19 protein-coding genes are annotated in these 22,757 nt (G+C 72.6%); 3 read left to right on the forward strand and 16 right to left on the reverse strand.

Going from position 1 to position 22,757, the window contains the following annotated elements; genetic code table 11:
• Positions 1-121: 121 nt before the first annotated feature.
• The 12 genes from WMF45_RS05310 to WMF45_RS05365 form a co-directional block, all read right to left on the reverse strand.
• Positions 122-1,258, reverse strand: coding sequence for a hypothetical protein (locus tag WMF45_RS05310; protein ID WP_437715871.1), 1,137 nt, complete (start codon positions 1,256-1,258; stop codon positions 122-124).
• On the reverse strand, positions 1,258-1,434 hold the full coding sequence (locus WMF45_RS05315; RefSeq protein WP_437715872.1) for a hypothetical protein: 177 nt from the start codon (positions 1,432-1,434) through the stop codon (positions 1,258-1,260). Before WMF45_RS05315 ends, WMF45_RS05310 begins: the two co-directional genes overlap by 1 nt.
• 202 nt (positions 1,435-1,636) lie before the next feature.
• On the reverse strand, positions 1,637-2,737 hold the full coding sequence (locus tag WMF45_RS05320; RefSeq protein ID WP_437715873.1) for a metallophosphoesterase: 1,101 nt from the start codon (positions 2,735-2,737) through the stop codon (positions 1,637-1,639).
• Positions 2,738-2,819: 82 nt separating this feature from the next.
• Positions 2,820-3,365: a DUF1232 domain-containing protein gene (locus WMF45_RS05325; RefSeq protein ID WP_437715874.1), complete on the reverse strand. Its 546-nt coding sequence runs from the start codon at positions 3,363-3,365 to the stop codon at positions 2,820-2,822.
• Positions 3,366-3,581: 216 nt separating this feature from the next.
• Positions 3,582-4,424: a hypothetical protein gene (locus WMF45_RS05330; protein WP_437715875.1), complete on the reverse strand. Its 843-nt coding sequence runs from the start codon at positions 4,422-4,424 to the stop codon at positions 3,582-3,584.
• Entirely contained in the window at positions 4,384-5,463 is a 1,080-nt protein-coding gene (locus WMF45_RS05335) for a dipeptidase (RefSeq protein WP_437715876.1), read from the reverse strand. Before WMF45_RS05335 ends, WMF45_RS05330 begins: the two co-directional genes overlap by 41 nt.
• A gap of 4 nt (positions 5,464-5,467) precedes the next feature.
• The gene (locus WMF45_RS05340) at positions 5,468-6,805 is read right to left on the reverse strand and encodes a protein kinase domain-containing protein (protein ID WP_437715877.1); all 1,338 of its coding nucleotides are present in this window, start codon (positions 6,803-6,805) and stop codon (positions 5,468-5,470) included.
• Positions 6,806-6,911: 106 nt separating this feature from the next.
• A complete protein-coding gene (locus tag WMF45_RS05345) occupies positions 6,912-9,491 on the reverse strand; it encodes a transglycosylase SLT domain-containing protein (RefSeq protein WP_437715878.1) in 2,580 nt (859 codons plus the stop codon).
• Positions 9,492-9,631: 140 nt separating this feature from the next.
• Complete coding sequence (locus tag WMF45_RS05350; RefSeq protein ID WP_437715879.1) at positions 9,632-10,033, reverse strand: c-type cytochrome; 402 nt, start codon at positions 10,031-10,033, stop codon at positions 9,632-9,634.
• 414 nt (positions 10,034-10,447) lie between these two features.
• Positions 10,448-11,854, reverse strand: coding sequence for a sensor histidine kinase (locus WMF45_RS05355; protein ID WP_437715880.1), 1,407 nt, complete (start codon positions 11,852-11,854; stop codon positions 10,448-10,450).
• A gap of 451 nt (positions 11,855-12,305) precedes the next feature.
• On the reverse strand, positions 12,306-12,770 hold the full coding sequence (locus WMF45_RS05360) for an SRPBCC family protein (RefSeq protein WP_437549809.1): 465 nt from the start codon (positions 12,768-12,770) through the stop codon (positions 12,306-12,308).
• Between the two features lie 182 nt (positions 12,771-12,952).
• Positions 12,953-14,269 carry a SprT-like domain-containing protein gene (locus WMF45_RS05365; protein ID WP_437715881.1) on the reverse strand — a complete coding sequence of 439 codons (1,317 nt, stop codon included), beginning with the start codon at positions 14,267-14,269 and terminating at the stop codon, positions 12,953-12,955.
• A gap of 153 nt (positions 14,270-14,422) precedes the next feature.
• On the opposite strand from WMF45_RS05365, the gene WMF45_RS05370 reads away from it, so the two are divergent.
• Positions 14,423-16,471: a sulfatase-like hydrolase/transferase gene (locus WMF45_RS05370; protein ID WP_437715882.1), complete on the forward strand. Its 2,049-nt coding sequence runs from the start codon at positions 14,423-14,425 to the stop codon at positions 16,469-16,471.
• Positions 16,472-16,476: 5 nt separating this feature from the next.
• Positions 16,477-18,495: a sulfatase-like hydrolase/transferase gene (locus WMF45_RS05375; protein WP_437715883.1), complete on the forward strand. Its 2,019-nt coding sequence runs from the start codon at positions 16,477-16,479 to the stop codon at positions 18,493-18,495.
• A 14-nt stretch (positions 18,496-18,509) separates the two neighbouring features.
• On the opposite strand, the gene WMF45_RS05380 is transcribed toward WMF45_RS05375, so the two are convergent.
• The 3 genes from WMF45_RS05380 to WMF45_RS05390 all read right to left on the reverse strand — a co-directional run bounded on the left by WMF45_RS05380 (position 18,510) and on the right by WMF45_RS05390 (position 20,945).
• The gene (locus WMF45_RS05380; protein ID WP_437715884.1) at positions 18,510-19,079 is read right to left on the reverse strand and encodes a hypothetical protein; all 570 of its coding nucleotides are present in this window, start codon (positions 19,077-19,079) and stop codon (positions 18,510-18,512) included.
• On the reverse strand, positions 19,076-20,314 hold the full coding sequence (locus WMF45_RS05385) for an AAA family ATPase (protein WP_437715885.1): 1,239 nt from the start codon (positions 20,312-20,314) through the stop codon (positions 19,076-19,078). Before WMF45_RS05385 ends, WMF45_RS05380 begins: the two co-directional genes overlap by 4 nt.
• A gap of 160 nt (positions 20,315-20,474) precedes the next feature.
• The gene (locus WMF45_RS05390; RefSeq protein WP_437719490.1) at positions 20,475-20,945 is read right to left on the reverse strand and encodes a substrate-binding domain-containing protein; all 471 of its coding nucleotides are present in this window, start codon (positions 20,943-20,945) and stop codon (positions 20,475-20,477) included.
• A 583-nt stretch (positions 20,946-21,528) separates the two neighbouring features.
• Here WMF45_RS05390 and WMF45_RS05395 point away from each other — a divergent pair.
• Positions 21,529-22,086 (forward strand): Uma2 family endonuclease, encoded by a 558-nt coding sequence (locus tag WMF45_RS05395; protein ID WP_437719491.1) that lies wholly within the window; start codon positions 21,529-21,531, stop codon positions 22,084-22,086.
• A gap of 39 nt (positions 22,087-22,125) precedes the next feature.
• Here the strand turns inward: WMF45_RS05395 and WMF45_RS05400 are convergent, their stop codons facing one another.
• On the reverse strand, positions 22,126-22,638 hold the full coding sequence (locus tag WMF45_RS05400; protein ID WP_437715886.1) for a DUF1993 domain-containing protein: 513 nt from the start codon (positions 22,636-22,638) through the stop codon (positions 22,126-22,128).
• Positions 22,639-22,757: the final 119 nt, after the last annotated feature.

Consider the following 22,757-nt stretch of genomic DNA (forward strand, 5'->3'; position numbering starts at 1 on the left):
CTGCCCTTCCCGGCCAGGGACGGCGGCGCGCGCCGGGTCGAGCGCGCCCCGCAGGCCCGCGGGCGAGGCGGGCCTCCCTCGCCGGGGGAAGGACGGGCTACCTCATGCGTGCAGGCGGCGGTCAGTCAAGGAACAATCGCTGCCGCAGGAGCCGGCCGCCCGCCAGGTGGATGGCGTCCTCGTCGGGCAGCGGGTCGTCCGGGCCCGGCATCGCGTCGGGGTGGCCGACCACCAGGACGACCTCGCAAAGACCCACCGCGACGTCCCGGAACAGCGCCTCGCGCGTGCCCGAGATGCTCGCGCCGCCGACGCCATCCAGCGCCAGCTCCACGGACCACGGGCGCGCGCTCCCGCCTTGCACCAGGAACGCCCTTACCGCGACCGGCGCTGGCACGCGCGTGCCGGGCGAGAGCGCGATCGTGAGCCTTTCGCCCCTGCCGACGTGGCGCGGGGCGCCTGGGCCGCGATCTCCCTGCTGTGCGCCGTCGCCGAGGGTCGTCGTCGCGAGCGTGTAGTCGGGGAGCGGGGCGGCGCCCGGCGCGAACGGCGCGGGCCGCAGCGCGAGCAGCGACACGAGCGCCGCCGACACGACCCAGCCGACCACGCCCACGGCTGCCCGGGCCCGCGCCGCCGGCGTCGTCCGCCGCGCGCTCCGCCGCTCGACGACCAGCTCGGGGTGAGGCAGGCCCTTGCGCGGCGGCCTGGCGAGCGCGTCCGCGCCGTCCTGCGCGCGCTGGGCAGGCTGCCCGGGCGCCGCGCTCGAGCGCGCATCACGCGGCGGCTCCGATGTCCCGGGCGGCACCGATTCGCCGTCGATCGCGCGACAGACCGGCGCGTCCGTGGTGGACGGCGCGCTCGTCCCGCTGAGCGAGTCGGCGTCCGCGCCGAGCGGCGCGGCATCGGCGACGTCGCTCGCCTCCTCCGCGTCGCAGTCCCACTCCTCGGGGCACCGGAAGCGGATCCCCGACTTCCGATCGACCGCTGGACGCGCCAGCGGAGACGGCGCGGGCGCACCGCCGCGCGGCTCCCGGAGCTGGGCGAGGAGCTGGTCGGAGAGCCGGGCGCGGGTCTCGTCGTCGAGGGGCGGCCGGACTTCGCGCTCCTCCCGCTCGGGGCTCGAGCGCGCCGCGGCGTCTCCCGGAGCGTTTTGCGCGTCCTCCGGGCGCGTCTCTTCGGCGAGCCTGCGCCAGCGCGGATCGGTCGTCGGATCCCGCTGTGCGATGCGCGTCAGGGCGCGCAGCAGCTCGTCGTCGTCCATCAGCCGCTCCCCGCGTCGAGCCACGCGGTACAGCGCTCGACCTGCCGGCACCGGCTCGGAAGCGCGGGCGCAGCACAGGGGACCGGAAGGGGGGGGCGCCGCTCGCCGAGCGTCAGGGTAGGCACCCCGTCGCTCAGATTCGCCTCGTGGATCAGCGCGAGCGGTCGCTCGGGCATCTGATTCCCTTCCCCTGGGGATCGAAGAACCCCAGTTTGCTATTCACGTTACCCGGTCTTCGCGGCGCGCGTCAATGCGCTGGTGGCCGCGCCCAGGGGCTTCTCGCGCTGGCGCGTGTCAGCGTGGCTGTGAACGTGCACATGGTCGTGGACGACACGCGATCGCATTGTGGACGGCGCTGAAGTTTTCTCACAATCACGTCTATTTTTTCGGTTTGGCCGCGCCGGCCGCGCTGGCCGCGTCAGTTGCGCCGGACGCGTCGGCCGCCTCGGTTGCCTTGGTTGTCTCGGCCGTCAAGACGCGCACGGTGTCACCGACAATCTCCAGCGCTGCTGGTTTTCCGCCGTAATGCGACGCCATGCCGACGTCGATCCGCCAGATCTTGTCGCCGCAGGCCGACGTGACGCCGTGCTTCTGGACCGTGTGGCCCACGACCATGCGCTTCGCGGACATCGCCGCGAGGGTCTGGTCGAGCGCTGCGCAGGGGGGCGACCCCGGGGCCGGCGGCGGCTCGCTCGAGTAGAGGCGCGCCCACACCGGGCTGTCCTCGGCCGCGATCACGGCCGGCGTGGAGGGGCTCTTCCCCTCCATCCACGCGCGCACCTCGCGGTTGATCCGCGCGATGCCGTAGCGCGCGTGGGCCGGGAGCACGCCGCCGTGCGCGAAGACGGTGTCGCCGACCGCGATGATCACGTCGCGCGCCGCGAGCTTCCTGGCGTAGAGACCGCCGGGGGCGAACGCGGCGGCGCGGGCTCGCGCGGGGGGCGGCACCGGCGCGAGGCGGGGGCCCGACGCGTCGAGCCCGGGCACGTCCTCGAAGTCCTTGAAGCCGCCCTCGGTGACGTAGCGGAAATCGAGCTGGACGTTCATGACCTCGTGGTTGCCGTTCAGCGCGTACACGGTGCCGCCGGCGGCGCGCGCCTCGACGGCGAGGCGATCGAAGAGGTCGACGATCTCCTGCTCACCGTCGCCGCGGTCGAGCTCGTCGCCCGTCTGTACGAGCACGAGCTTGCCGCCGATCCAGCGATCCGCGCCGTCGATCGCGCCCGCGATCCGCAGGGCCGCGCGCGTTGCCGCGAGGTCGCCGTGGACGTCGCCGATGGCGACCACGCGATCGGCGGCCGGGTAGGCGTAGGAGCGATCCGCGTCGGGCGGCGGCGCGGCCGGGGCCGCGGTGGAGCGCGAGGGCGGAGATGAGGCGGCGGCAGCCGGGCTGTGCGCCGTCGAGGCAGGTCGGTCGGCGTCGCAGCCCGCGGCGAGCAGTGCGGCGAGCAGCGCGGTGAGGCGGGGAGCGGCTGACATCGGACGCGATCCTCCGGGGGATGATCGGGGGTGTACCATGGCCGGCGGTGAACGCGCTGCGGCGGCGCCTCGACGCGCGCGATCAGGCCGGGAGCTTGGCGGAGAGGAAGGATTTCAGCTTGATCAGGTTCTTCGCGTCACGGCTGAAGCTCGGTGCCGTGTAGCTCGACGCCCAGCCGGTGATCTCGTGCATGAACGAGGTGCGGACCTGCTCGTCGCTCAGGATGTCGTCGACGGTGCGGCCGCGCGCGGCGCCCTTCTCCAGCGAGCGCACGTAGCCCTTGAGCCGGGCGTAGTCGCCGCCGAGCAGCTCGGCGATGAGCTCCGCGTCGCGGGCGAGCCGCGCGAGGGCCGGCGCCTGGTCGCGCAGCTCCGGGCTCTCCGCCGCGGCGAAGGACGCGGCGACGCGCAGCACGAAGGCGTCGTCGAGGAAGCCGAGATCCTCGATGCCGTCCGGGATGAGGTCGAGCGACTTGAAGAGGTAGTTGAGGCCCCCCGCGAGCGAGCGGCGCGTGGCCTCCGGGCTTTCCGGCGAGGCGAGCAGGCCCGCCAGATCCGTGGCGTCCGAGGCGAGGCTGCGCAGCCACTCGGGGAACGTGTCGAGACAGCGGTCGTCGAGATCGGTCATGGGATCCTCCCGGCGGGAGCCGGAGGGTAGTCCGAGGGGCGCGGCGCCGTCCATGCCATCCATGCAGGCGAAGGCGCTCGGCGCCGCTTCGGGCGCCGGCGCCGGACGCTGCGACCGGGACATCCTCGCCGGCGCGAGCGCGCATCGACGGATCGGGCCTCGCGACGGCGCGCCGCGCGGCACGGGCGCGGGCGCTGACCCGCGGCAGCCACGTTATTATCCGCCCGTCGCCCCGACGCGCCCCGTGACGCTCGCGCTCGCGCGCACGCTCACCTGGATGCGCACCGACGCGCTCGTCGAGGCCTCGGCCGCCCCGGCGACGCACGCGAGCGCGCGCGCTCCCGCGTCGCCCACGATCCGCGGGAGCGCGGCGCCGACCTGGACCACCGTCTGGGCGTCGCCGAGGAGCCGGCGGCCGAGCGCCACCTCGGCGTGCAGCAGCGCCGGCAGGTTGGCCTGCAGCGTCGCGGCGAGCCGCGCGGCCATCTCGGCGCCATGCGACGCGCGCACCTGGACCAGCGCCGGCGTGCAGGCCGCGTAGACGTCCGCGTGCGCGCGGCAGCTCGCCTCGCACTCGGCGTCGGCGCTCGGGGGCCGCACCATCCCGGAGCACTGCGGCGCCTGCCAGGTGCCTTCGCAGCGCGCGTGGCACGTGGCGTCGCAGCCGCCGTCGCACTCGCCGTTGCACTGCCCCACGCAGCGGCCCTGCGCGTCGTAGGCGGAGCACTGCCCCCGGCACTGCCCGGTGCAGCGCCCGTCGCACCGCCCCGCGCAGCGACCCTGGCAATAGCCGGAGAGCCGCGCGGGCTCGCACTGCGCCACGATCTGCCCCGGATCCAGCTGCACGTCGCACGAGCCGCTGCACCGCGCCCCGGCCTGGGCGTTCGCCTGGCAGGCCGGCGGCGTCACCGCGACCTGCACGGCGGCGCCCTGGCGCAGGATGGCGTCGATCGCCGCCGAGACCGCGCCGCAGGCGCCGCTGGCCTGGCCCCCCGCCTCGTCGCGCGGCGGCCCCCGGCTACGGGCGCGCGCCGCTGGCCGCGCTCGCGCTCTTCGCATCCATCGCCGGCCGCCAGCCGAGGATGCGCAGCGCGTTCTGCGCGAAGATCTTCACCACGTCCTCGCGCGACATGCCGCGCTGCCTGAGCCGCGCGGCGAGCGCCGGCAGCGCCGACGCGTCGCCGAGCCCCCTCGGCGGGACGATGCCGCCGTCGAAATCGGAGCCGATCGCGACGTGATCGACGCCGGCCACGCGGACCATGTGATCGACCTGCGCGACCACGTCGTCGACGTCCGCCTCGCTCGTGCCGTTCACGAAGGGGGCGTGGAAGTTGAGCCCCGCGACCCCGCCGCTCCGCGCGATGAGCCGCAGCTGCTCGTCGGTCAGGTTGCGCGGCCGGTTCGCCAGCGCGCGCGCGTTCGAGTGCGTCGCGACGATCGGCGCGCCGTGCGCCGCGGCGATCGGGACGAGATCCGCGAACGCGGCGTCCGAGATGTGCGAGACGTCGATCAGGGCGCCCTGGTCGTAGACGCGCTCGCAGAACCGCTTGCCGAGCTCGGTCAGCCCGTACGCCGCCGGCTCGCCGGTCGCGGACGACGAGAGCCGCGTGTTCTTCGCGTGGTTCGGGCTGATGAGCCGCACGCCGCGCGCGATGAAGCGGTCGATCTGCGCGATGTCCGCCGCGAACGCGCCGGCCCCCTCGATCGAGAGGAAGGTGCTGATCTTCCCCGGCTCGGCGCGCGCCGCGCCGAGCGGGAGGAGCACCGGGTTCGCGGCGATGATCGCCTCGATCGTCGCGAGGACCGCGCTGGCGTCCTCGATCTGCGGGCCCTCGGGGCGCGCCTGGTCGGGCAGGTAGATCGGCAGCACGATGCCGAGGTAGTGGCCCGCGACGAGCGTCTCCCTGCGGGCGTGGCCCTCGCCGAGGCGCCTGTCGCGCCCCTTGAAGTGGACCTGCCAGGGCACGTCGACGTGCAGATCGACGACCGGCACGGGGGGCTCCGCGGGCGGGTCGCCGAGCGTGGGCCGCGGCGCGCCCAGGGCGCCGGCGGCGCAGGTGACGGCGAGCAGGGCGCGGACGCGGGCGCTTCCGTTCATGCGCTCACCGGCTCACCAGCACGCCCAGCGCGAAGCCGACGCCGAGGCACACGAGCCCGATGAGCCCCACGAGCCACCAGGCAGCGCCCTCCGAGCCCCCGCCCTCGGCGACCAGGGGGACGTCCACGACCCGCACGTCGTAGTGGCCGCCCGTGAGCGTCGGCACGCCGGCGGGCTGCTGCGCGCTGATGTGGGTCGGCCTGGCCGAGAAGGTCGCCGTGGGGGCCACCGACGGGGACGCCTGGATGGGCGGCGCCGTCATGCGCGGCGGGGGCACCGTCGGGATCCTGGACGCGACCGGCGGCACGCTCTGCACCGGCTGCGTGACGTTCTGCGGCGGCTGCGCCATGTTCTGCGGCGGCTGCGTCGGGCTCTGAAGCGGCTGCGGCGGAGGCAGCGAGGGCAGCTGGTGCGTCAGCGCGGGCGACGCCGGCGCATCGGGCCGCGTGCTGGGCGTCGCGATGCCCGTGCGGTGCGCGATGGCGCCGAGCGTCTGCGCCATCTCCTCGGCCGTCTGGAAGCGCCCTGCCACGTCCTTGCAGAGGGCGCGCTGGAAGAAGAGGCCCCAGGCCGCGAGGTGGGGCGCGACCTGCTCGATCGGGCGCACCTCCTTGGCGAGCACGGCGGTGAGCCGCGCGAACTCGTTCTCGGCTGGGAACGGCTGCGTCGCCGTGAGCATCTCGTAGAAGATCACGCCGACGCTCCAGAGATCGGCGCGCGCGTCGACGCCCTGCGCGTTCTTGATCTGCTCGGGGCTCATGTAGCCGGGCGTCCCGAGGAGCGTGCCGGCGCGGGTCTTCAGGCCCATTCCGCCGGCCGCGTCCATCACCTTCGCGATGCCGAAGTCGAGCACCTTCACGCGGAAGCCCCCGCGCGGGTCGCGGATGAGGAACAGGTTCTCCGGCTTCAGATCGCGGTGGATCACCCTGTGGCTGTGCGCCGCCATGAGCGCCTGGAGCACCTCGTGGATGATCGGCACGGCCTGCTGCGGGGGGATCGGGTTGCCCGTGTCGATGTACGCGGCGAGCGGGACGCCCTGCAGGAGCTCCATGACGAGGTACGGCGTGCCGTCCTCGGCGCGGGTCGCCTCGAAGACCGAGGCGATGTTCTGGTGGACGAACCCCCTCGTCGCCTCCGCCTCGGCGAAGAAGCGGTGGAGGACCTGCTCCTCCTGCGTGAACTCGGGGTGGAGCACCTTGATCGCCCGCTTGCCCTCGCCGCGAAGGCCCTCGGCCTCGTAGACCGCGCCCATGCCCCCCTCGCCGAGGAGACGCAGGATCCGGAAGCGCCCGTTGAGCACGGCGCCCACGAGCTGATGGGAAGGGCTCGATGGGTCGATCACACGCGGACTCTACCAAAGCTTGAGCGCGGCCCGCTCGCCGAAACCTCGGCGGTATGCGGCTTCCGCCGGCGCTTCGGCGTTTGGCTTCCGGTTCCGCCGGCGCGGGTCAGGGCGCGGCGTTCGCCACGGCCGAGCGCGCGGCCGGGCTCGCGGGGAGCGGCGTCCGCAGGGCCTCGCCCGGCTGAGCGCCGGCGTAGAGGAGCTCGTAGACGGCGAGGCTCGTCATCACGCGCTTCGTGTAGAGCCGCGTCTCCTCGTACGGGATGCGCTCGACCCACAGGTCGAAGCTCTGCGAGGGGCGCTCCGCGATCCATCGCTTCGGCGCGCCGCCGCCCGCGTTGTAGGCGGGGATCGCCAGCAGGGGGTTGTCCGAGAACTGGCCGCGCAGCTGCGACAGATAGCGGCAGCCGAGCGCGATGTTCACCTCGGGGCGCTTCAGCGCGTCGGCGCTCCACGGCAGCCCGAGCGGCTTGGCCACGAGCTTCGCTGTCGGCACGATGAGCTGCATCAGCCCGAACGCCTGGGCCGGCGAGGCCACCCTCGGGTCGAAGGCCGACTCCTCGCGCATGATCGCGTAGGCGAGGGCCTCGGGGATCCCGCTCCGCTTGGCCTCCGCGGCGACGAGGCCGGAGAAGGGGCGCGGGAAGGCGAGCTCCCAGGCGCCGCGCCAGCGCCCGACCGGGTAGTGATCGACCCACTCGCCCGCGAGCTCGACGGCCGCGGGCGCCGCCATGGCGGTGCGCAGGATGCTGTACGACTGCGGCAGCGCGCCCGAGCGCGCGAGCAGGAACGCCGAGGCCCACATCACCTCGCGCGGCGCCGTCTTGCCCCCGACGCCCAGCAGGTCGAGCTCGCGCCGCGCGAGCTTCGCTTCCCCCTGGCGCGCGAGCTCGACCGCGCGCGTGAACGCGGGCTGCGCGAAGAGCGGGCTCCTGAGCTCGGTGTACGGCGCGCTCGCGTCGCGCTCCAGGGCCGCGGACAGGGCGCGCTGGGCGGCGGCGGGGTCCACGTCGGCGAGCCGCGCGTGGGAGAGCGCCATGTAGAAAGAGAGCGGGTAGTCGCGGATCACCTGCTCGAGCAGCGCCTTCCCCTTGTCGGGCGAGCCCGTCTCGATGTGGGCGCGCCCGAGGTAATAGGGGAGCCTGCCGGCGGCGTGGTACGCCCGTTCGTGCGGGAACCGCTCGAGCGCGCGCTCGAGCGGCCTGACCGCGCCCGCCCAGTCGCCGCGCTCCATCTCGAAGAGCGCGAGCTCGAACAGGCCGTCGGCGACCATGTCGCCCGACGGGTAGTCGTCGGGCATGGCGGTGAGCAGCTGCACGAACTGCGCCTGGTCCCCGAGCCCGAGCAGCGCGCGCGCGCCGAGGTAGCGCGCGTCGTCCGCGAGCCGGTGATCCGGGTATTCCTTCTCGAGCAGCGCGAAGCGCGCGGCCGCCTCGGCGTGCCGATCGACGCGGAGCGACGCGCGCCCGGCGTTGTAGAGGGCCTCGGGCCGCCGCGGGGCGGGCGCGCTGGCAACTGCAGCGGCGGGGACCGCGCTTGCGGCGGCGGGCGCGCTCGCACCTGCAGCGGGCGTCCCGCCTGCGGCGGCGGGCGCGGCCGGCCCGCAGCGCTCGATGGCCGTGCCGAAGAGGTCGGCGGCCTCGGCCCGCCGCCGGAGGCGCCCGAGCGCCTCGCCGCGCGCGGCGAACGCGTCGCAGGCGAAGGCCGAGGGCGCCTGGGCCTCGGGGAGGGCGATCAGCGCGTCGGTGACGGCGAGCGCTTCCTTGTCCTGGCGCGAGGCGAGCAGGGCACGCGCGCGGGCGAGCAGATCGGCGGGGCCCAGGTCGAGGAACGGCTTGCGCCGCGCGAACGGCAGCGTCGACAGGGCCTGGTCCTGGATCTCCTTCGCCTCCCCGGCGCCGGCGCCGCCCGGCGCCTCGTCGATGACGCGCCGGGTGACGCGGATCGCCTCCTCGGCGTGGTCTTCGCTCGGGTGGCGGAGCAGCGCGCGGGCGAAGCGGAGCGCCTCGGGCACCCACGTCGACGCCGGCCAGCTGCGGGCGAGGTAAGCGCGCCAGCGCGCGGCCGCGCCCTCGATGTCGCCCTTGTCGGCGAGCGCGCCGGCGACGATGCGATCGAGCTCGTCGGCGATCGCGACGTCCGACGCGACGGCGCGCGCGCGCTCGAGCGCCGCGTCGGGCTGCCCCGCCCTGGCGAGGAGATCGGCCGCCGCGAACCTCGCGTGATCCGCGAGCGGCCCGCCCGCCGCCGCCGCGGCGTCGTACTCCTTCGCCGCGCCCACGGGATCGCCCGCGAGGGCGCGCAGCCGCCCGAGCTGGTAGCGAAACGCCGCCGCGTCCGCGGGCGACAGGGGCGCCGAGAGCGCCTGGGCCATCGCCGTGGCCGCGCCTGCGTACGCCTCCTGCTCGACGAGCTTCTGCACCTGCGCGAGCCGCGGATCGTCCAGCACGAGGGTGAGGCGCTCGGGGTCGAACGCCGGCGCCTCGCCCGGCGTGCCCGGGACGACGGGCCCCGCCGGCGCTGCGCTCGGCGGGGGCGCCGGCTGCGGGCAGAGCGGCGGGCAGGCCGCCGCCCCGCGCTGCGCGGGGGGCGCGCCGGCGCACGAGGCGCCGAGCGACGCGGTCAGCGCGAGCGTGGCGGCCAGCGCGAGCGCGGCGGCCCCGGAGCGGGCATCCAGCCTGAACATGCCTGCACCATACTCCGGATCGCGCGATCGCACAGCGATCGAGGCGAGCGGCGCGCCTGCGAGCCGCCGGCGCGCCCTCTCGTGAGCTGGCGCGCCGGCGTTAGGACGTGGTGGGAAGCGGGCGGGGCAGAGACGCGGCGTTACTGTGCCGCGTCGCAGGCGAGGAAGACCCGGATGGCCTCGATCGTGTCGTCGGAGAGCTTCGAGCCGATGGGCATCCCGTCCCCGCCATTCGCCCCGCCGATCCGGATCTCCTCGAGGATCTCCTCCGCCTCGGCGGTGACGCTGGCGGGGTCATCGACGTTGACATCGTCCGGAGCGCCGATGCGCGACGCGCCCTCCGAGGTCGACAAATGACAGGGCGCGCACTGCGTCTGGAGCGCCTGGTAGCCCGTATCCGCCTGCGCGGCCGAGTCCGGCGGACAGTCACCGAGCGACGATCCCCCGGAGGTCTCGCCGCCACCGTCATCGCCGCCGCAACCGTGGAGAGCGCCAATGACGAAGGGCGCGAAGCAGAGCAAGAGCATCGTACGAACGGGCATCAAAGCACCTCAACAGCTTGTTAGGGAAGGGGAGCGAGCCGGAGTCGAGCCTCCGGCCATGCAGGCCGGCCGGCCGGCCGGGCGCTGCGCGCCGATGGTGCCTGGGGCCGCGCACCGGGTCAACAAAGACGGATCGGTGTGTACCGAAGGAAACCGGGATCGTCCGAGGGGGGCAACCTTGTACAGGTTCGAGGCGCCGTGGGTCGTCCGAGGGGGCAACCTTGTACAAGTTCGAGGCGCCGTGGGTCTCCTCGGCGGCAGCATCGTGCGAGGGGAGCGCCGCCGGCCCGTGTGGATGGGGCGGCTACCGCGGCGCGTCCGGGACCGGCGTGTCGAGCTCGAGCCCGGCGCCTATCGTTCGCAAACGCATCCTCATGTCGCTCGCGGAGCGACCGGGGCGCAGCCTCCCGGGTGTCATGCGTTGGTGCTCGAGCCGACGTCGAACGCGTGCGCTGACTCGGTGCTCGCTCTGGGCAGCTCGAACCAAAAGACGCTCCCCTCGCCCACGACCGTGCGGAGCCCCACGCGGCCGCCGTGCGCCTCGGTCAAGCGCTTGACGGTGGCGAGTCCCAGGCCCAGGCCCGGCACTCGAGCGCCTTGCGCTCGGACGTGAGGCTCGAACACCATGTGCTCGAGGGCCGGCGCGACGCCGGGCCCCGTGTCCTCCACCTCGATCCGCACAGCCTCTCTCGCGTCGAGCACCCGGATCACGACGTGACAGACCGCCGCGTCGCCGAGGTACTTGAGCGCGTTGCGGGTCAGGTTGGCGAGGATGCTTGTCAGCACGCCGGGGCTCGCGGCCACCGCGCACGGGGCGAAGGGCTCGACGCGGAGCTCCGCGCCGAGCTCCACCGCGACAGGAACGAGCTCGACCATGAGATCGTCGATGATGGGGTGCACCTCGGCGCGCGCGCCTGGCTCCGGCCTGGCGCCCGCGCGAGCAAACTCCAGCAGCCCGTCGGTCATGCGCTTGACGCGCAGGATGGCCTGCCGGCCCCGTTCGAGCCCCTTTCGTGCCGGATCTCCCTCGCCGCACCGCCGCAGGGCGAGGTCGAGCGCGAGCGCGACCGCGCCGAGGGGGCTGAGCACGTCGTGCGCGACCCGGCCGGCGAACTGCTCGAGCTCATCCGCTCGACGCTCCAGGACCACGCCCTGCTGCCAGAGCAGCCTCACATGGCGCCGGACCTGCACGGCGGCCGCCGCGCAGGCCAGCAGCGCGAACGTCACGCTCGCCGTGTTGAGCACGAGCGCGGTCCGGCGGGAGTGAACGCGGTTGGCTGCGATCTCGATCGCCAGGCGGCGTGCGTGCCGGGCGTTGAGCTCGATGCTGGCCATCACGGCGTCGTTCGTCGAGTTGAAGTCCGCTCGCAGCGCGCCGTCCACGAGCTTGTTGGCCTCGTCCGGATGGCCGTTCGCCACCAGCGAGAGGGCCCGATCGGTGTCCAGATCGAGCTTGCCGAGCGCCTGCGCGACGGTCTGCCACTGCTTGAGCTCGCCCGGATAGACGGGCATTCCGAGGTAGACGTCGATGCTCCGGGATAGACTGTCGCGCGCCTCGTCGAGCTCGTGGCGGTCGCGCGGGCGCCCCAGCGCGGCGTCGTTGACGAGGTCGCTCAGGAGCGCCTGGGTATGCCTCAACTCGGCGCGCGCGGCCGCCAGGTGCATGATGCTCGGCGTGGCGTTCTCCGCCAAGCTCATGGCCGCCGCGTCGATCTCGGCGGCTCGGTGTTCCGCGTAGCCAGCGGAGATCACGAAGCTCGCGATGGCGACGAAGAACGCCGCAAACAGCGACAGCAGGATAGACGGCAGCCGCTCGAGCATAACAGAAGACTTCGCTCTCACCGGGTCCTGTCGCCGTCGCGTCGCCATGCCGGGATGCTGTTCTGCCGTCCCCCCGAGCGCAATGCGGGAAGTACGCCGTGGCGGATCACCCTCGCTGCATCAGCGGATGTCCCCCAGCCCCGTGTCGAGGGATGATGAAATAACCACGATGACGCTGGTGCGCCCCGGGGCCCCCTTGGTTTCCCTGAGCGCCATCGAACGAGCCTGATGAACACCCATGAGGCCCCCGGAGAGGGTGTCCGTGGGGCGGCGTGGGGGACGGACCGCTGTCTGAGCCTGAGCGACGAGCCCTCTCCGGCGTGCGCAGCGCGCCGGAGAGGGCTCGTCGCTCAGGCGAGTTCGGTGGGGCCCCCACGCCGCCCCACGGACACCCTCTCCGGGGGCCGGGCGGCCGGAATCAGCGCCCTCTCCGGGCCCAAGCGGCGCAGCGCTAGCTCGCCCGCCGCCGCTCCAGGTGCGTCTTCATGGCCTTGAGATCCCCGTGCACCGCCTTCTTGAAGCTGCCGATGAACAGCCGCCCCAGCGTCTCCATGAACCAGCCCATCCCGGCGATCTCGCCCTCCATCTTGAGCAGCGTGCCGGCGCCCTCGGGCTCGAACACATACCGGAAGCGATAGGCCCCCCGCCCCGTGGTGCCCTTTTGCCCATCGACGAAGAGGTCCAGACGCCTGCCTGGCTCCGCCGCAGTGACCTCGAACAGCTCGGTCGATTCCTTGCCGAACATCTTGCGGGTCTCACGCCACATCGCGCCCTTGCCGACGACGGCGCCCGTGAGCCTCTCTACCCGCACGAAATTGGGCATCCAGTCGCCGAACGCGTCGATGTCGGTCGCGAGCCGGAAGACGTCCTCGGGCGATGCGTCGAAGCGCTCTTCAATGGTGAACAGGAGCGGCATCTCGTTCTTCTCCTAGGCTTTTCCGCGCGCCGTGCCATCGTGCCGGAATCGCTCCTTCTCCGTCAACGAGCGCGTCGAGCGCGCGCCGCGGCCGAGACGCCGGCGCCGCGCCATCTCGCATCTCTCGCATCGTCCAGCTTCCGTCCGAGCTCCTCGCGCGGCCCGGATCCGGAGTCGTGAGCTCAGCCCTTCTTGCCCGGCGGCAGCAGCATGCCCCGGTTGCCGGTCGCCCCCTGCATCGGGCGGTGCAGGACGATCTTTCGCCCCGCCTCGCGCCCGTGCGCGTGCGCCGCCGTCCGCTGGTTGCCCGTGTGGCGCAGGTGCTGCACGTGCGGGTGGCGCGTTCGATAGTAGCCGTCCAGATCGGCGTCCCTCACCCAGACGAGCCCCTGCTCCACGGACACCTTCCGCTCCGTGTTCAGCTTCTCGAGGAACCCGAGCATCACCCCGGCCTGGTAGGTCCGCCGGTCCTTGTTGCCCTTCACCCCGTGGGTCCGCTTGTGCGCGTTCCACAGCTGCTCGGCCGTATGGTGCAGGAACGCGTGCACGTAGGCCGCCATCTCCAGGTTCGCCGGCGTCCCGCAGATCTCGAGGACGCTGCCCCGCTTGCCCTCGAGCGGCACGTAGACAGGCACCCAGATCGCCTCGACGAAGAAGTGCTTCCCGAGGATGCCGCCGACGATCCGCTCGGTCTCGCCCACGCGCCCGCTCGGCGCGCCGAGGTGGCGGAAGCCGTACTGCCGCGCGGCGCGCGCCTTCGCGACGTCGAGGTTGTACTTCAGCATCAGCCGCTGGGCGGCGCTCATCGCCGCCTGCGCCTCGTTCGCGTTCGGGCTGTCGGCGAGCGCGAGCAGCCGCGCGATGCGATCGAGGATCCGGGCGTCGACGCTCGCCTCCGACGCGCCCGCGTCGTCGCCGCGCGCGACCCCGGCCGGGTCCGCCGGCGAGCGCCCCGCGGCCGGCATCCCGGCCGCCGTCCCGTCGATGCCGAGGCGCGTGCACACCTCGCGGAACGCCGGCCCGTGCGCCGCCTCGTCCGTGACGCCCAGCACCTCGTGCACGTACTGGTGCGCCATCTCGTGCTTCAGCACCTCGATCACGACGCCCCACGGCTGCGTCAGCACGAGCGGCCGCGAGATCTCGATCGCGCGCGCCTCCGAGACCCATCGCCCGAGCCGGCTCGCGGCGTCGGACAGCTCGATGGACGCAGACCGCAGCTTCCGGCGGAAATGCGTGTAGTTCAGGCTCTGGTAGGCCGCCATGAGCTCGCGCACGAGCGCGGCCTCCAGCTCGGCGCTGAGCCTGGCCGCCGTCTCGAGCGGCGGCTCGGGCGCCGGCGCGCCCGGCGACGCCCGCGGCTCGGGCGCCGGCGCGCCCGGCGACGGCCGCGGCTCAGGCGGCGCGGCGGCCTCGGTCGACGCGGGTTCGGCCGGCGGCGCCGCGGCCCCGGAGGCCTGCTGCGCGCCGCGCATCCCGTTCAGGAAGAGCTGCTCCGCCATGCGAACGCCTCCATGGCACGCCTCGCGCGGCGGTCGAAGGGTTTTCTCGTCCCCCGGGCGGGCAATCCCGGCCGGCGCCGTCACCTCGATGCCACCGGGCCGCCTCAGAAACGTTCCCGATACGCCACGTCCTCGGTAAACTCGCGCGCCTCCGTGCTCCGCTCCAAGGCGCTCAACGATCCTCGGCCGGTCGAGGCCGACGCCGCAAGCCGCTCGTCCCGCGGCTTCGCCCGCGATCTGGGCGCAGATCGCGCCGCGGCGCGCGTGCGGCTGCGCGCCGTCGCCCGCGTCCGTCGCCGCTACGGCCGCCTGTTCCTCGCGCTCCCGCTGCTCCTCATCGTGGCGGCGGACGTCCTCCTCCGCGGCGATCGCCTGCTCGACCTGGGCGGGAAGCACATCGCGAGCTACCTCGGCGCGATGGTCGAGAGCGCCGCGCTCTGGGGGCTCCTGCTCTTCGCCGCCTCGTCGCGGCGGGGCGCGTCGCGGTGGATCGCGGCGCTGCTCTTCGTGGCGCTCGCGACGCTGTCGCTCGGCGGCCAGCTCTACTTCCACCGCCAGTACGCGACGTACCTCAACCTCGACGCGACGCTCTTCGGGACCTCGCTCTCGGCCAGCCTCTTCGGCCAGCTCCGGGCCGACGGCGAGAACTTCTTCCGCTCGGTCCTCCCGCCGCTGCTGCTCGCGATCGCGCTCGTGTGGCTGGGCCGGCGGATCGTGCGGCCAGGCCGCACGGCGTGGGCCCGCGCCGCCCGCCTCGCCGCGCCCGCGGTCGTCGTGGCCGCGTTCGTCCTGCCGTGCTCCTACCGCACGGTGCAGGCCTCCACGCCCGACGTCATCTACTTCCACGCGATCGGCGGCCTGCTCAAGGAGCTCGCCGGCGTCCAGACCACGGCGCAGGTGCGCCCCGGGCTCCGCACGCCGCCCTCGCTGCCGCCTGTCACCCCGCGGCCGGGCCCGCGGCGCAACGTCCTCTTCATCCTGACCGAGAGCGTGCGCGCCGACGCGACGTGCTCGGCGCGCATGCCCGTGGCCGCCGGCGAGGCGCCCGCCGCGTGCCCCGGCACGCCGCGCATCGACGCGGCGGTCCCCGACCGGCTGCCGCTCACGCAGATGCGCTCGAACGCCTCGACGACGGCGATCGGGCTCGCGGTGCTCTGGTCCGGCCTCCAGCCGGTCGCGACCCGCGAGGCGCTCCACACGGCGCCGCTCGTCTTCGACTACGCGCACGCCGCCGGCTTCGACAGCGCCTACTGGACGAGCCACCACATGATGTTCGCCAACTCGCGCCTCTACGTGCAGGACTTGCCGGTCTCGCACCAGTGCGGCGCGACCGAGCTCGATCCGCTCGCCGACATCGATCTCGGGGCCGACGACCGGCTGCTGTCGGCGCACGTCCGGTCCGAGGTGCTCTCGCTGCGCGAGCCGTTCCTCGCGGTCGCTCACTTCGGGAACACCCACGTCCCCTACCTGGTCGACCCGGAGGACGCGCCGTTCCAGCCCGCCCTCGAGAGCAAGGCGCCGGACGACAACGAGGCGTACCGCAACTTCTACAGGAACGCGGTCTACCGTCAGGACGCGGCCATCGCGGACCTCATCCGCTTCGTCCGCAGCTCTCCGGTCGGCGAGCGCACGGTCATCGTCTTCACGTCGGATCACGGCGAGGCGTTCCGGGAGCACGGTCAGCTCGGCCACACGGGCTCGATCCTCGACGAGGAGATCCGGGTGCCCGGATGGGTCGACGCTCCGCCGGGCACCCTGACGGCCGCGGAGGAGGGCGCGCTGCGCGCGGCCCGGGATGAGCCGGTCTTCCACACCGACGTGGCGCCGACCCTGCTCGACCTGATGGGCCTCTGGGAGGAGCCTGCGCTCGCGGGGTACCGGGCGGCGATGGTCGGGCACAGCCTGCTCCGGCCGTCGCCGGGGCCGGCGGCGCTGGCGCTCACGAACTGCACCGGGATCTGGGGCTGCGCGTTCAAGAACTGGGGGATGATGCGCGGCAACATGAAGCTCGAATCCCGCGCCTGGGACACCGCCTGGCACTGCTACGACGTGCTCGCCGACCCCCGCGAGCAGCGCGACCTCGGGCCCGCCGCCTGCGGAGACCTGCCCCGGCTCGCGGACGCCCTCTACGGCGGTCCTGCCGGCAGCGTCGACGTCCCCGCCCACCTCCGCGACCTCGCGGTCGGGCCTCGCCACGACTGATCCGGATGACCCAGGACATCGACCGACAGGGCGGCGCGCTCGCCGAGCCGCCCGCGTCCCCCGCCATCAGCCTGCCCGCGCACGGGGACGATCGCGCCGCCCGTGACCGCGTCCGCCCGCGTGTCGCGCGGAGGGCCGCGCTCCGCCACGGCCGCCTGATCAGCGCTGCCCTCCTGGCCTCGCCGGCGCTCTGGATCCTCGTCGCCGACGTGCTGCGCCGGGCCCGCCACATGACCACGTTCGATCGGCCGCACGCCGCGGGGTACGCCGCGACCGTGGCGGCGTCGCTCGGGTTCTGGGGCCTCTTGCTCTACGTCGCCTCGGGCCGCCGCGGCGCGGCGCGCGGCGTCGTGGGCGCGCTGTTCGTCGCGCTCTTCACGCTCGCGTGCGGCGTCCAGGGGGGCTTCCACGCCCTCTACAACCTCTACTGTTCGCTCGACTCCCAGATCCACTCGCAGTCGATCCCCTGGTCGATCGTGGGCACGCTCCCGCTCGGGCACCCGCGCGTGATCGCCCACTTCGCAGTCGCGCTCGGGCTCGCCCTTGGGGCGCTCCGGCTCTCCCGGCGGCTCGTGCGCCCCCGGCGGCTCCGGCGGCGCCTCGCCGCCGCGGTCGTGCCGTTCGCGCTGGCCGGCGTGGCGGTGATCCCGGTGAGCTACCGGGTGATCCAGTCGTCGTCGGCCGACATGATCTACTTCCACGGCATCACCGCCGTGGTGAAGGAGCACCTCGGCATCACGAACGACTCGCCGGATCTGCGGGTGCAGCGCCGCGATCCGGAGCGCGTGCCGCGGCTCTCGGCGCGGCCTGCGCGGCCGCGGAACGTGGTGCTCCTCCTGCAGGAGAGCCAGCGGGCGGACGTGACGTGCGTCGCGCACGACCCGGCCTGCGACAAGGCGACGCCGTTCTCCAACGCCGCAGCGCCCCGCCGCATGCCGCTCCTGCAGATGCGGGCCCACGACTCGACGACGGCGATCTCCATCTCGAACATCTGGTCCGGCGTCCCTCCGACGGAGCGCCTCGCGGTGCTCGGCGCCGCGCCGCTGCTCTGGGATTACGCCCACGCGGCCGGGTGGGACACCGCGTACTGGACGAGCCAGAACCTCATGTTCGGGAACGCTCGGCTCTACGTGCAAGACATCCCGGTCTCGCACCGGGCTGTCGCGACCCAGCTCGATCCGGGCGCCGACCTCGATTACGGCGCTTATGATCGGCAGCTCACCGATCGGGTGATCGAGGAGTGGGACGAGCTCGTCGAGCCGTTCTTCGCGGTCGTCCATTACTCGAACGTCCATTTTCCTTACGTGAGTGATCCGCTCCACTCGCCGTTTCAACCGAGCGAGCTGACGAAGGCGCCCGAGAAGAACGAGCACTTCAAGAACTACTACAAGAACGTCGTTTACCTGTCGGACATGGCGGTTGGCCGGCTCATCGAGCACATCCGCGGGACGCCGAGCGGCGAGCGCACGGTCATCGTGTACACGTCGGATCATGGCGAGTCGTTCCGGGAGCACTGGCAGCTCGGCCACACGAGCTCGCTCTGGGACGAGGAGATCCTCGTCCCGACGTGGGTCGACGCGCCGGAGGGGACGCTCGCGCCGGAGGAGCGGGCGAGCATCGAGGGCGCGAAGGACACGTTCGTGTGGCACCTCGACCTGGCGCCGACGTTCCTCGATTTAATGGGCCTCTGGGACGAGCCAGGGCTCGAGCCGTTCCGCCGGCGGATGATCGGACATCCGTTGACGCGGCCGGAGCGCACGGTCGCGCCGGTGCCGCTCACGAACTGCACGTGGGTGTGGGGCTGCGCGTTCCGCAACTGGGGAATGATGCAGGGGCCGATGAAGATCGAGGCGCGCGAGTGGGACGGCGAGTACCACTGCTTCAACGTTCTCGACGACCCGCTGGAGCTGACCAACCTGGGAGAGCAGGCGTGCGCGCCGCTTCCCGACCTCGCGCGGGGGCTCTTCCACGAGATGCCGAACGTCACGCCGCCGGGGAGGCCGAAGGTCGACTGGGGCGGGTGAGCCTGTACGCGGCGCTACGCGCCGAGGCGTCGCTCAAGGTCCGCGACCTCCGGGCACAGGGAGCGAATGCGGCTGTACCGCGAGGCTGCTTCGCGGGCCAGGAGCCCGCGCCCCTCCGCCGGCTCCTGGAGGACGCCGCGTTTCTTGGCGAGGGGTTGATAGTAATGTTCCTTCGGGTTTTCGTGGGCGCGTACTGCCTTCCACGCCCACTCGGAGGGCAGATCGTGTCCGGCGAGGAGCCACACCTCGACCTCTTGCCAGGCGTTCTCGGCCAGGAATCGTTTTCCCTGTGGAAGTGCGGTGCTGGCCAGCGACTCCAGTCTATCGAGGGCCTCGCGCCGCCCCGGTTTGCCGTCACGATCGACGAGGAGCAGGAAGCACTCGATCATCGCCTGGTAGCGCAGAAGTATCTCCTGGAGGCGCTCCCACGGGAGCGCCTGGTCGACGCCGCCGAGGAGCGGATCGCGGCACACGAGCACCTTGGCCTTGCGGCCGATGGCCTCGAACATCTTCGCGACGATGGGCTCGAGGACGTACTGATCCTTCCGAAAGTCCTCGGGGATGACGAGCACGCGATAGCTCACTGGGCGGCCTCGCCCGCGTCGTCTGCCATGAGCTCCACCATGTCTTCCAGCCACCCCGAGGCGTGAAGGCGAGCGAGGTCCTGCGTCTCGAGGACCCGGTTCAGGTCAGGAAGGTCGACCACCTTGCGCACGCTGGACTCGTCGGCACCGCGGAGCCGGTAGATGAGGAGCGCGCTCTCTCGGAACTCAGGGCTGAGGAATCCGAGGAGCTGTGGCGAGTGGGTCGTCGCGAGGACCTGGACACCCCTGGTGCGACACTGCTGCTCGATGAGCTGCACGAGCAGGTGAAGGCGCGTCGGGTGGATGCCGTTCTCGATCTCCTCGAAGAAATAAAAGGGAGTGGTGTCGGTATCGAGCAGCGCGGCGAGAAGCGCGAGGAAGCGCAAAGTGCCATCCGATGCGCTGTAGGCCGAGATCTTGCGTCCACCCTGCTCCACGAGGTGGACGAGGACGCGTCCCGTGAAATCCTGGGGAAATTCGAGATCCACGACGTCGAGTGGCGTGAGGGCACGGATCCACTCGAGGAGCGTGCCTCGCCTTTTGGGATCCTGGGAGATCGTCAGCAGCACGGACGAGAGGTTCTCGCCGCGATCGCCGAGCACCTGGCGGCCTGGCAGCGAGGGCAGCCGCGCGGCGTCCGGTGAGAGGTCCAGGAAGCGCATCGAGCGAAGCGTTTTTAATGTGCGGTTGATTCCCCTCCGAAGGTAACCGGATCTCTGGACCTGCGTGATCGCCGGTAAATCAGATGAAACAGATTCGCTGGATCGCTTCAGACGTACGATGAGTTGCTCTTTATTTTCGTGTTGGAGTGTGTAGTCAGGGGGATGTGAGTCGAAGCATATCTCCCTGTCCCAGTACAGTGATTCGCGTATGGTCCTGGGAGCAGCGCTCAGGCTCCCTGTTGCGACGGTAATTCGGTAATTCATTCGCGAGGTTGTCGGCGAATCGACCGGTATAAACTCTGCTCCGATTGAGAACTCCGGTCCTCCTCCGAAGGCGACCTCCTTCGTGCCACCTCGAAGTCCCTTCCACTGAAGCTCGCCGCCCTCGCCGTACTTCTCGCTCAGGATCTCCGCCAGCGAGTAGCCGCGACCGATGCCATGCAGGAAGCGGAATGCGTCGCGAAGGTTGCTCTTGCCAGACGCGTTCGTCCCGACGAGCAAGGTGAACGGGCCCAGCGGAATCGTCGCTTTCCGGAAGCTCTTGAAGTTCTCGAGCGTGATCGAGGTCAGCATGGGCTCTCCACGTCGAGTGTAGCCGCCGCGCGGCCCGGCGTTCCGCCCAATCGTTCGCGCGCGCCCGCGGTCCGGTCGCGCGTGCGAGCTCTGGCCGCGAAGCGCAAGCTTCCAGGCCCAGCGTGCCCGGTGAAACTGGGCGGGCGAACCCGCGCGGCGCTCAGCCCGCCTCCAGCAGCGCCGCCTGCATGGCCCGGAAGCGCGCGCTCTGCGCCGCGCCCTTGCGCCAGGCGAGGTGGATCGTGTTCCGGACGCCCCGGCGCCCCTTGCCCGGCCTCGGCCCCAGCACGACGACCTGCTTCGCCGCGATCGCCTCGGCGATGAAGTAGTTGGTCAGGATCGCGATCCCGACGCCCGCGATCACGAGCGCCAGCATCTCGTCGAGGCTCGTGATGCGGCAGGCGATCTTCGGCGGCAGCGGGGCCTTCTTGCGGAACAAGGCCCGCCACCACGCGGCGTGCATCGCGAGATCCGCGTCGAAGACCACGAACCTGTGCTCCGCGAGCTCCGGGCGGCCGCGCGGGGGCAAGCCGCCGGCCGACCCGAAGAGCGCCGAGGATCCGTCCGACGCCGTGCGGGCGTTCCTCGAGGACGAGCGGGCGAAGGCGAAGCTCTCGTCCACGCTCCGCATCGACGGGATCGCCGGTGACCACGACGCGTACTTCGTCGTCGGTTGCCACGGCGTGATGTGGGACCTCGCCGAAGACGCCGCCACGGCGAGGCTCCTCGGCTGCGCGTTCGATCAGGGCAAGGTGGTCGCCGCCGTGTGCCACGGCCTCGGCGCGCTTGTGAACGTCCGGCTCGCGAGCGGCGAGCCGCTCGTGAAGGGGCGGCGTGTGAGCGCCTTCTCGAACGAGGAGGAGCAGGCCGTGGGCCTCGCGGCCGTTGTCCCGTTCGCCCTGGAGTCGCGGCTGCGCTCCCTGGCGCGCGCTACGAGCGAGGGCCGGTGTGGAAGCCGTTTGCCCTCCGAGATGGCCGGCTCGTCACCGGGCAGAACCCGGCGTCCTCGTCGCTGGTCGCGCGGGAGACGCTCGTTGCGCTCGCCGACCGGCAGGGGAGCGCGCGCTGCGGGGGCGCCACGCGGGGCCAAGGCCCTCCGCCGGCGCGGCGGGAGAGCGCACCGCGGTCCCATGTCGACAGTGTCGCGACACTATCGTCAGCGGCGCTATGCTCGACGCGTGCCGACCGCCGCACAGAAGCCACACCCAGCCACCGTGGCGGATCTCCTGGCCATCCCCGAGGAGCAGCGCTTTCACGAGATCCTCGACGGCGAGCTCGTGCAGAAGGCCGCCCCTTCGTTCGAGCACGGCGACGCGCAGTCCGCCATCGTCGCGCACGTGAAGATTCCCTTCCAGCGGCGCCCCGGGGGCCGCTGGCCCGGAGGATGGTGGTTCGCCACGGAGATCGAGGTCGAGTTCATGCCGGACCAGGTGTACCGGCCTGACGTGGTCGGCTGGCGTCGCGAGCGCGCGCCGGAGCGGCCCAGCGGGTGCCCTGTCCGGATCCGGCCCGACTGGGTCTGCGAGGTGCTCTCCCCGAGCAACGCGCGGAACGACACGGTCAAGAAGATGCGCGTCTACCAGCGCTGTGAGCTCCCCCATTACTGGATCGTCGATCCCCGGGAGGAGACGCTGACCGTGCACCGGTGGACCCCGGAGGGGTACCTCGTGGCGCTCCGCGCGGAGCGGGGCGAGCGCATCAGGGCCGAGCCGTTCGATGCGCTCGAGCTTCAGGTCGGCGTGCTCTTCGGGGACGAGCGCGAGGACGACTGACGGCCCCCCGCCGCCTCCCGCGGGGGAGGGCGGCCGCGGTCACAGGTCGCGGAGGTCGAGCGCCCCGATGAAGTCGGACTTGCCGACGTCGAGCCCGTTGTGCCGCAGGATCGAGTACGCCGTGGTGGCGTGGAAGTAGAAGTTGGGGAGCGCGAACCCGAACACGAAATCCGGGGCCTTCATGCCCTTGCCCGGCAGGAAGAAGAGCGGAATCGTGCGGTCTTCCGCGCCCTTCAGCTGCTCCGGCTTCACCGCGTTCAGCTGCTCGATCGCCTTGCCGATGCGCGCGCGCAGCTCCGCGACCGTCTCGTCGCCCGTCTCGAGCTGCGGCAGCTCCGCGCCGGTGAGCAGCGCGCTCAGCCTCAGGGGCCAGGCGATGACGTTCTGGATCTGACGCCTGAGGTTCCACTGATCGGGCGCGAGGCGCGCCGTGAGGAGCACCTCCGGATCGAACTTCTTCTGCTGTGCGTAGGCCTCCGCCTTGTCGAGCCAGACCAGCACCTGGCCGAGCATGCGAGTCATCTGGGGGAACGAGCTGTCGTAAAGGCTCATGATCTTCTCCTCGTCAGCAGGAACAGCCGGCGCCTCTGGTCCACCCGCGGCCTCCGCGCGTCAACTCCGCGCGCGCGCGCCGGCCATGGTCCACGTCGCGCGGTCGGCGCGGTCGGCGT

This window comes from Sorangium sp. So ce448 (assembly GCF_051520915.1).
Lineage (GTDB): Bacteria > Myxococcota_A > Polyangia > Polyangiales > Polyangiaceae > Sorangium > Sorangium cellulosum_B.

What these genes read in the sequence shown, in the direction of transcription:
- WMF45_RS05400 (WP_437715886.1), bottom strand. Translation starts at nt 22,638, where the DNA reads ATGAGCCTTTACGACAGCTCGTTCCCCCAGATGACTCGCATGCTCGGC.
- WMF45_RS05315 (WP_437715872.1), bottom strand. Translation starts at nt 1,434, where the DNA reads ATGCCCGAGCGACCGCTCGCGCTGATCCACGAGGCGAATCTGAGCGAC.
- WMF45_RS05355 (WP_437715880.1), bottom strand. Translation starts at nt 11,854, where the DNA reads ATGCTCGAGCGGCTGCCGTCTATCCTGCTGTCGCTGTTTGCGGCGTTC.
- WMF45_RS05390 (WP_437719490.1), bottom strand. Translation starts at nt 20,945, where the DNA reads ATGCGGAGCGTGGACGAGAGCTTCGCCTTCGCCCGCTCGTCCTCGAGG.
- WMF45_RS05360 (WP_437549809.1), bottom strand. Translation starts at nt 12,770, where the DNA reads ATGCCGCTCCTGTTCACCATTGAAGAGCGCTTCGACGCATCGCCCGAG.
- WMF45_RS05375 (WP_437715883.1), top strand. Translation starts at nt 16,477, where the DNA reads ATGACCCAGGACATCGACCGACAGGGCGGCGCGCTCGCCGAGCCGCCC.
- WMF45_RS05320 (WP_437715873.1), bottom strand. Translation starts at nt 2,737, where the DNA reads ATGTCAGCCGCTCCCCGCCTCACCGCGCTGCTCGCCGCACTGCTCGCC.
- WMF45_RS05385 (WP_437715885.1), bottom strand. Translation starts at nt 20,314, where the DNA reads ATGCTGACCTCGATCACGCTCGAGAACTTCAAGAGCTTCCGGAAAGCG.
- WMF45_RS05310 (WP_437715871.1), bottom strand. Translation starts at nt 1,258, where the DNA reads ATGGACGACGACGAGCTGCTGCGCGCCCTGACGCGCATCGCACAGCGG.
- WMF45_RS05345 (WP_437715878.1), bottom strand. Translation starts at nt 9,491, where the DNA reads ATGTTCAGGCTGGATGCCCGCTCCGGGGCCGCCGCGCTCGCGCTGGCC.
- WMF45_RS05335 (WP_437715876.1), bottom strand. Translation starts at nt 5,463, where the DNA reads ATGAACGGAAGCGCCCGCGTCCGCGCCCTGCTCGCCGTCACCTGCGCC.
- WMF45_RS05325 (WP_437715874.1), bottom strand. Translation starts at nt 3,365, where the DNA reads ATGACCGATCTCGACGACCGCTGTCTCGACACGTTCCCCGAGTGGCTG.
- WMF45_RS05330 (WP_437715875.1), bottom strand. Translation starts at nt 4,424, where the DNA reads ATGCGAAGAGCGCGAGCGCGGCCAGCGGCGCGCGCCCGTAGCCGGGGG.
- WMF45_RS05365 (WP_437715881.1), bottom strand. Translation starts at nt 14,269, where the DNA reads ATGGCGGAGCAGCTCTTCCTGAACGGGATGCGCGGCGCGCAGCAGGCC.
- WMF45_RS05350 (WP_437715879.1), bottom strand. Translation starts at nt 10,033, where the DNA reads ATGCCCGTTCGTACGATGCTCTTGCTCTGCTTCGCGCCCTTCGTCATT.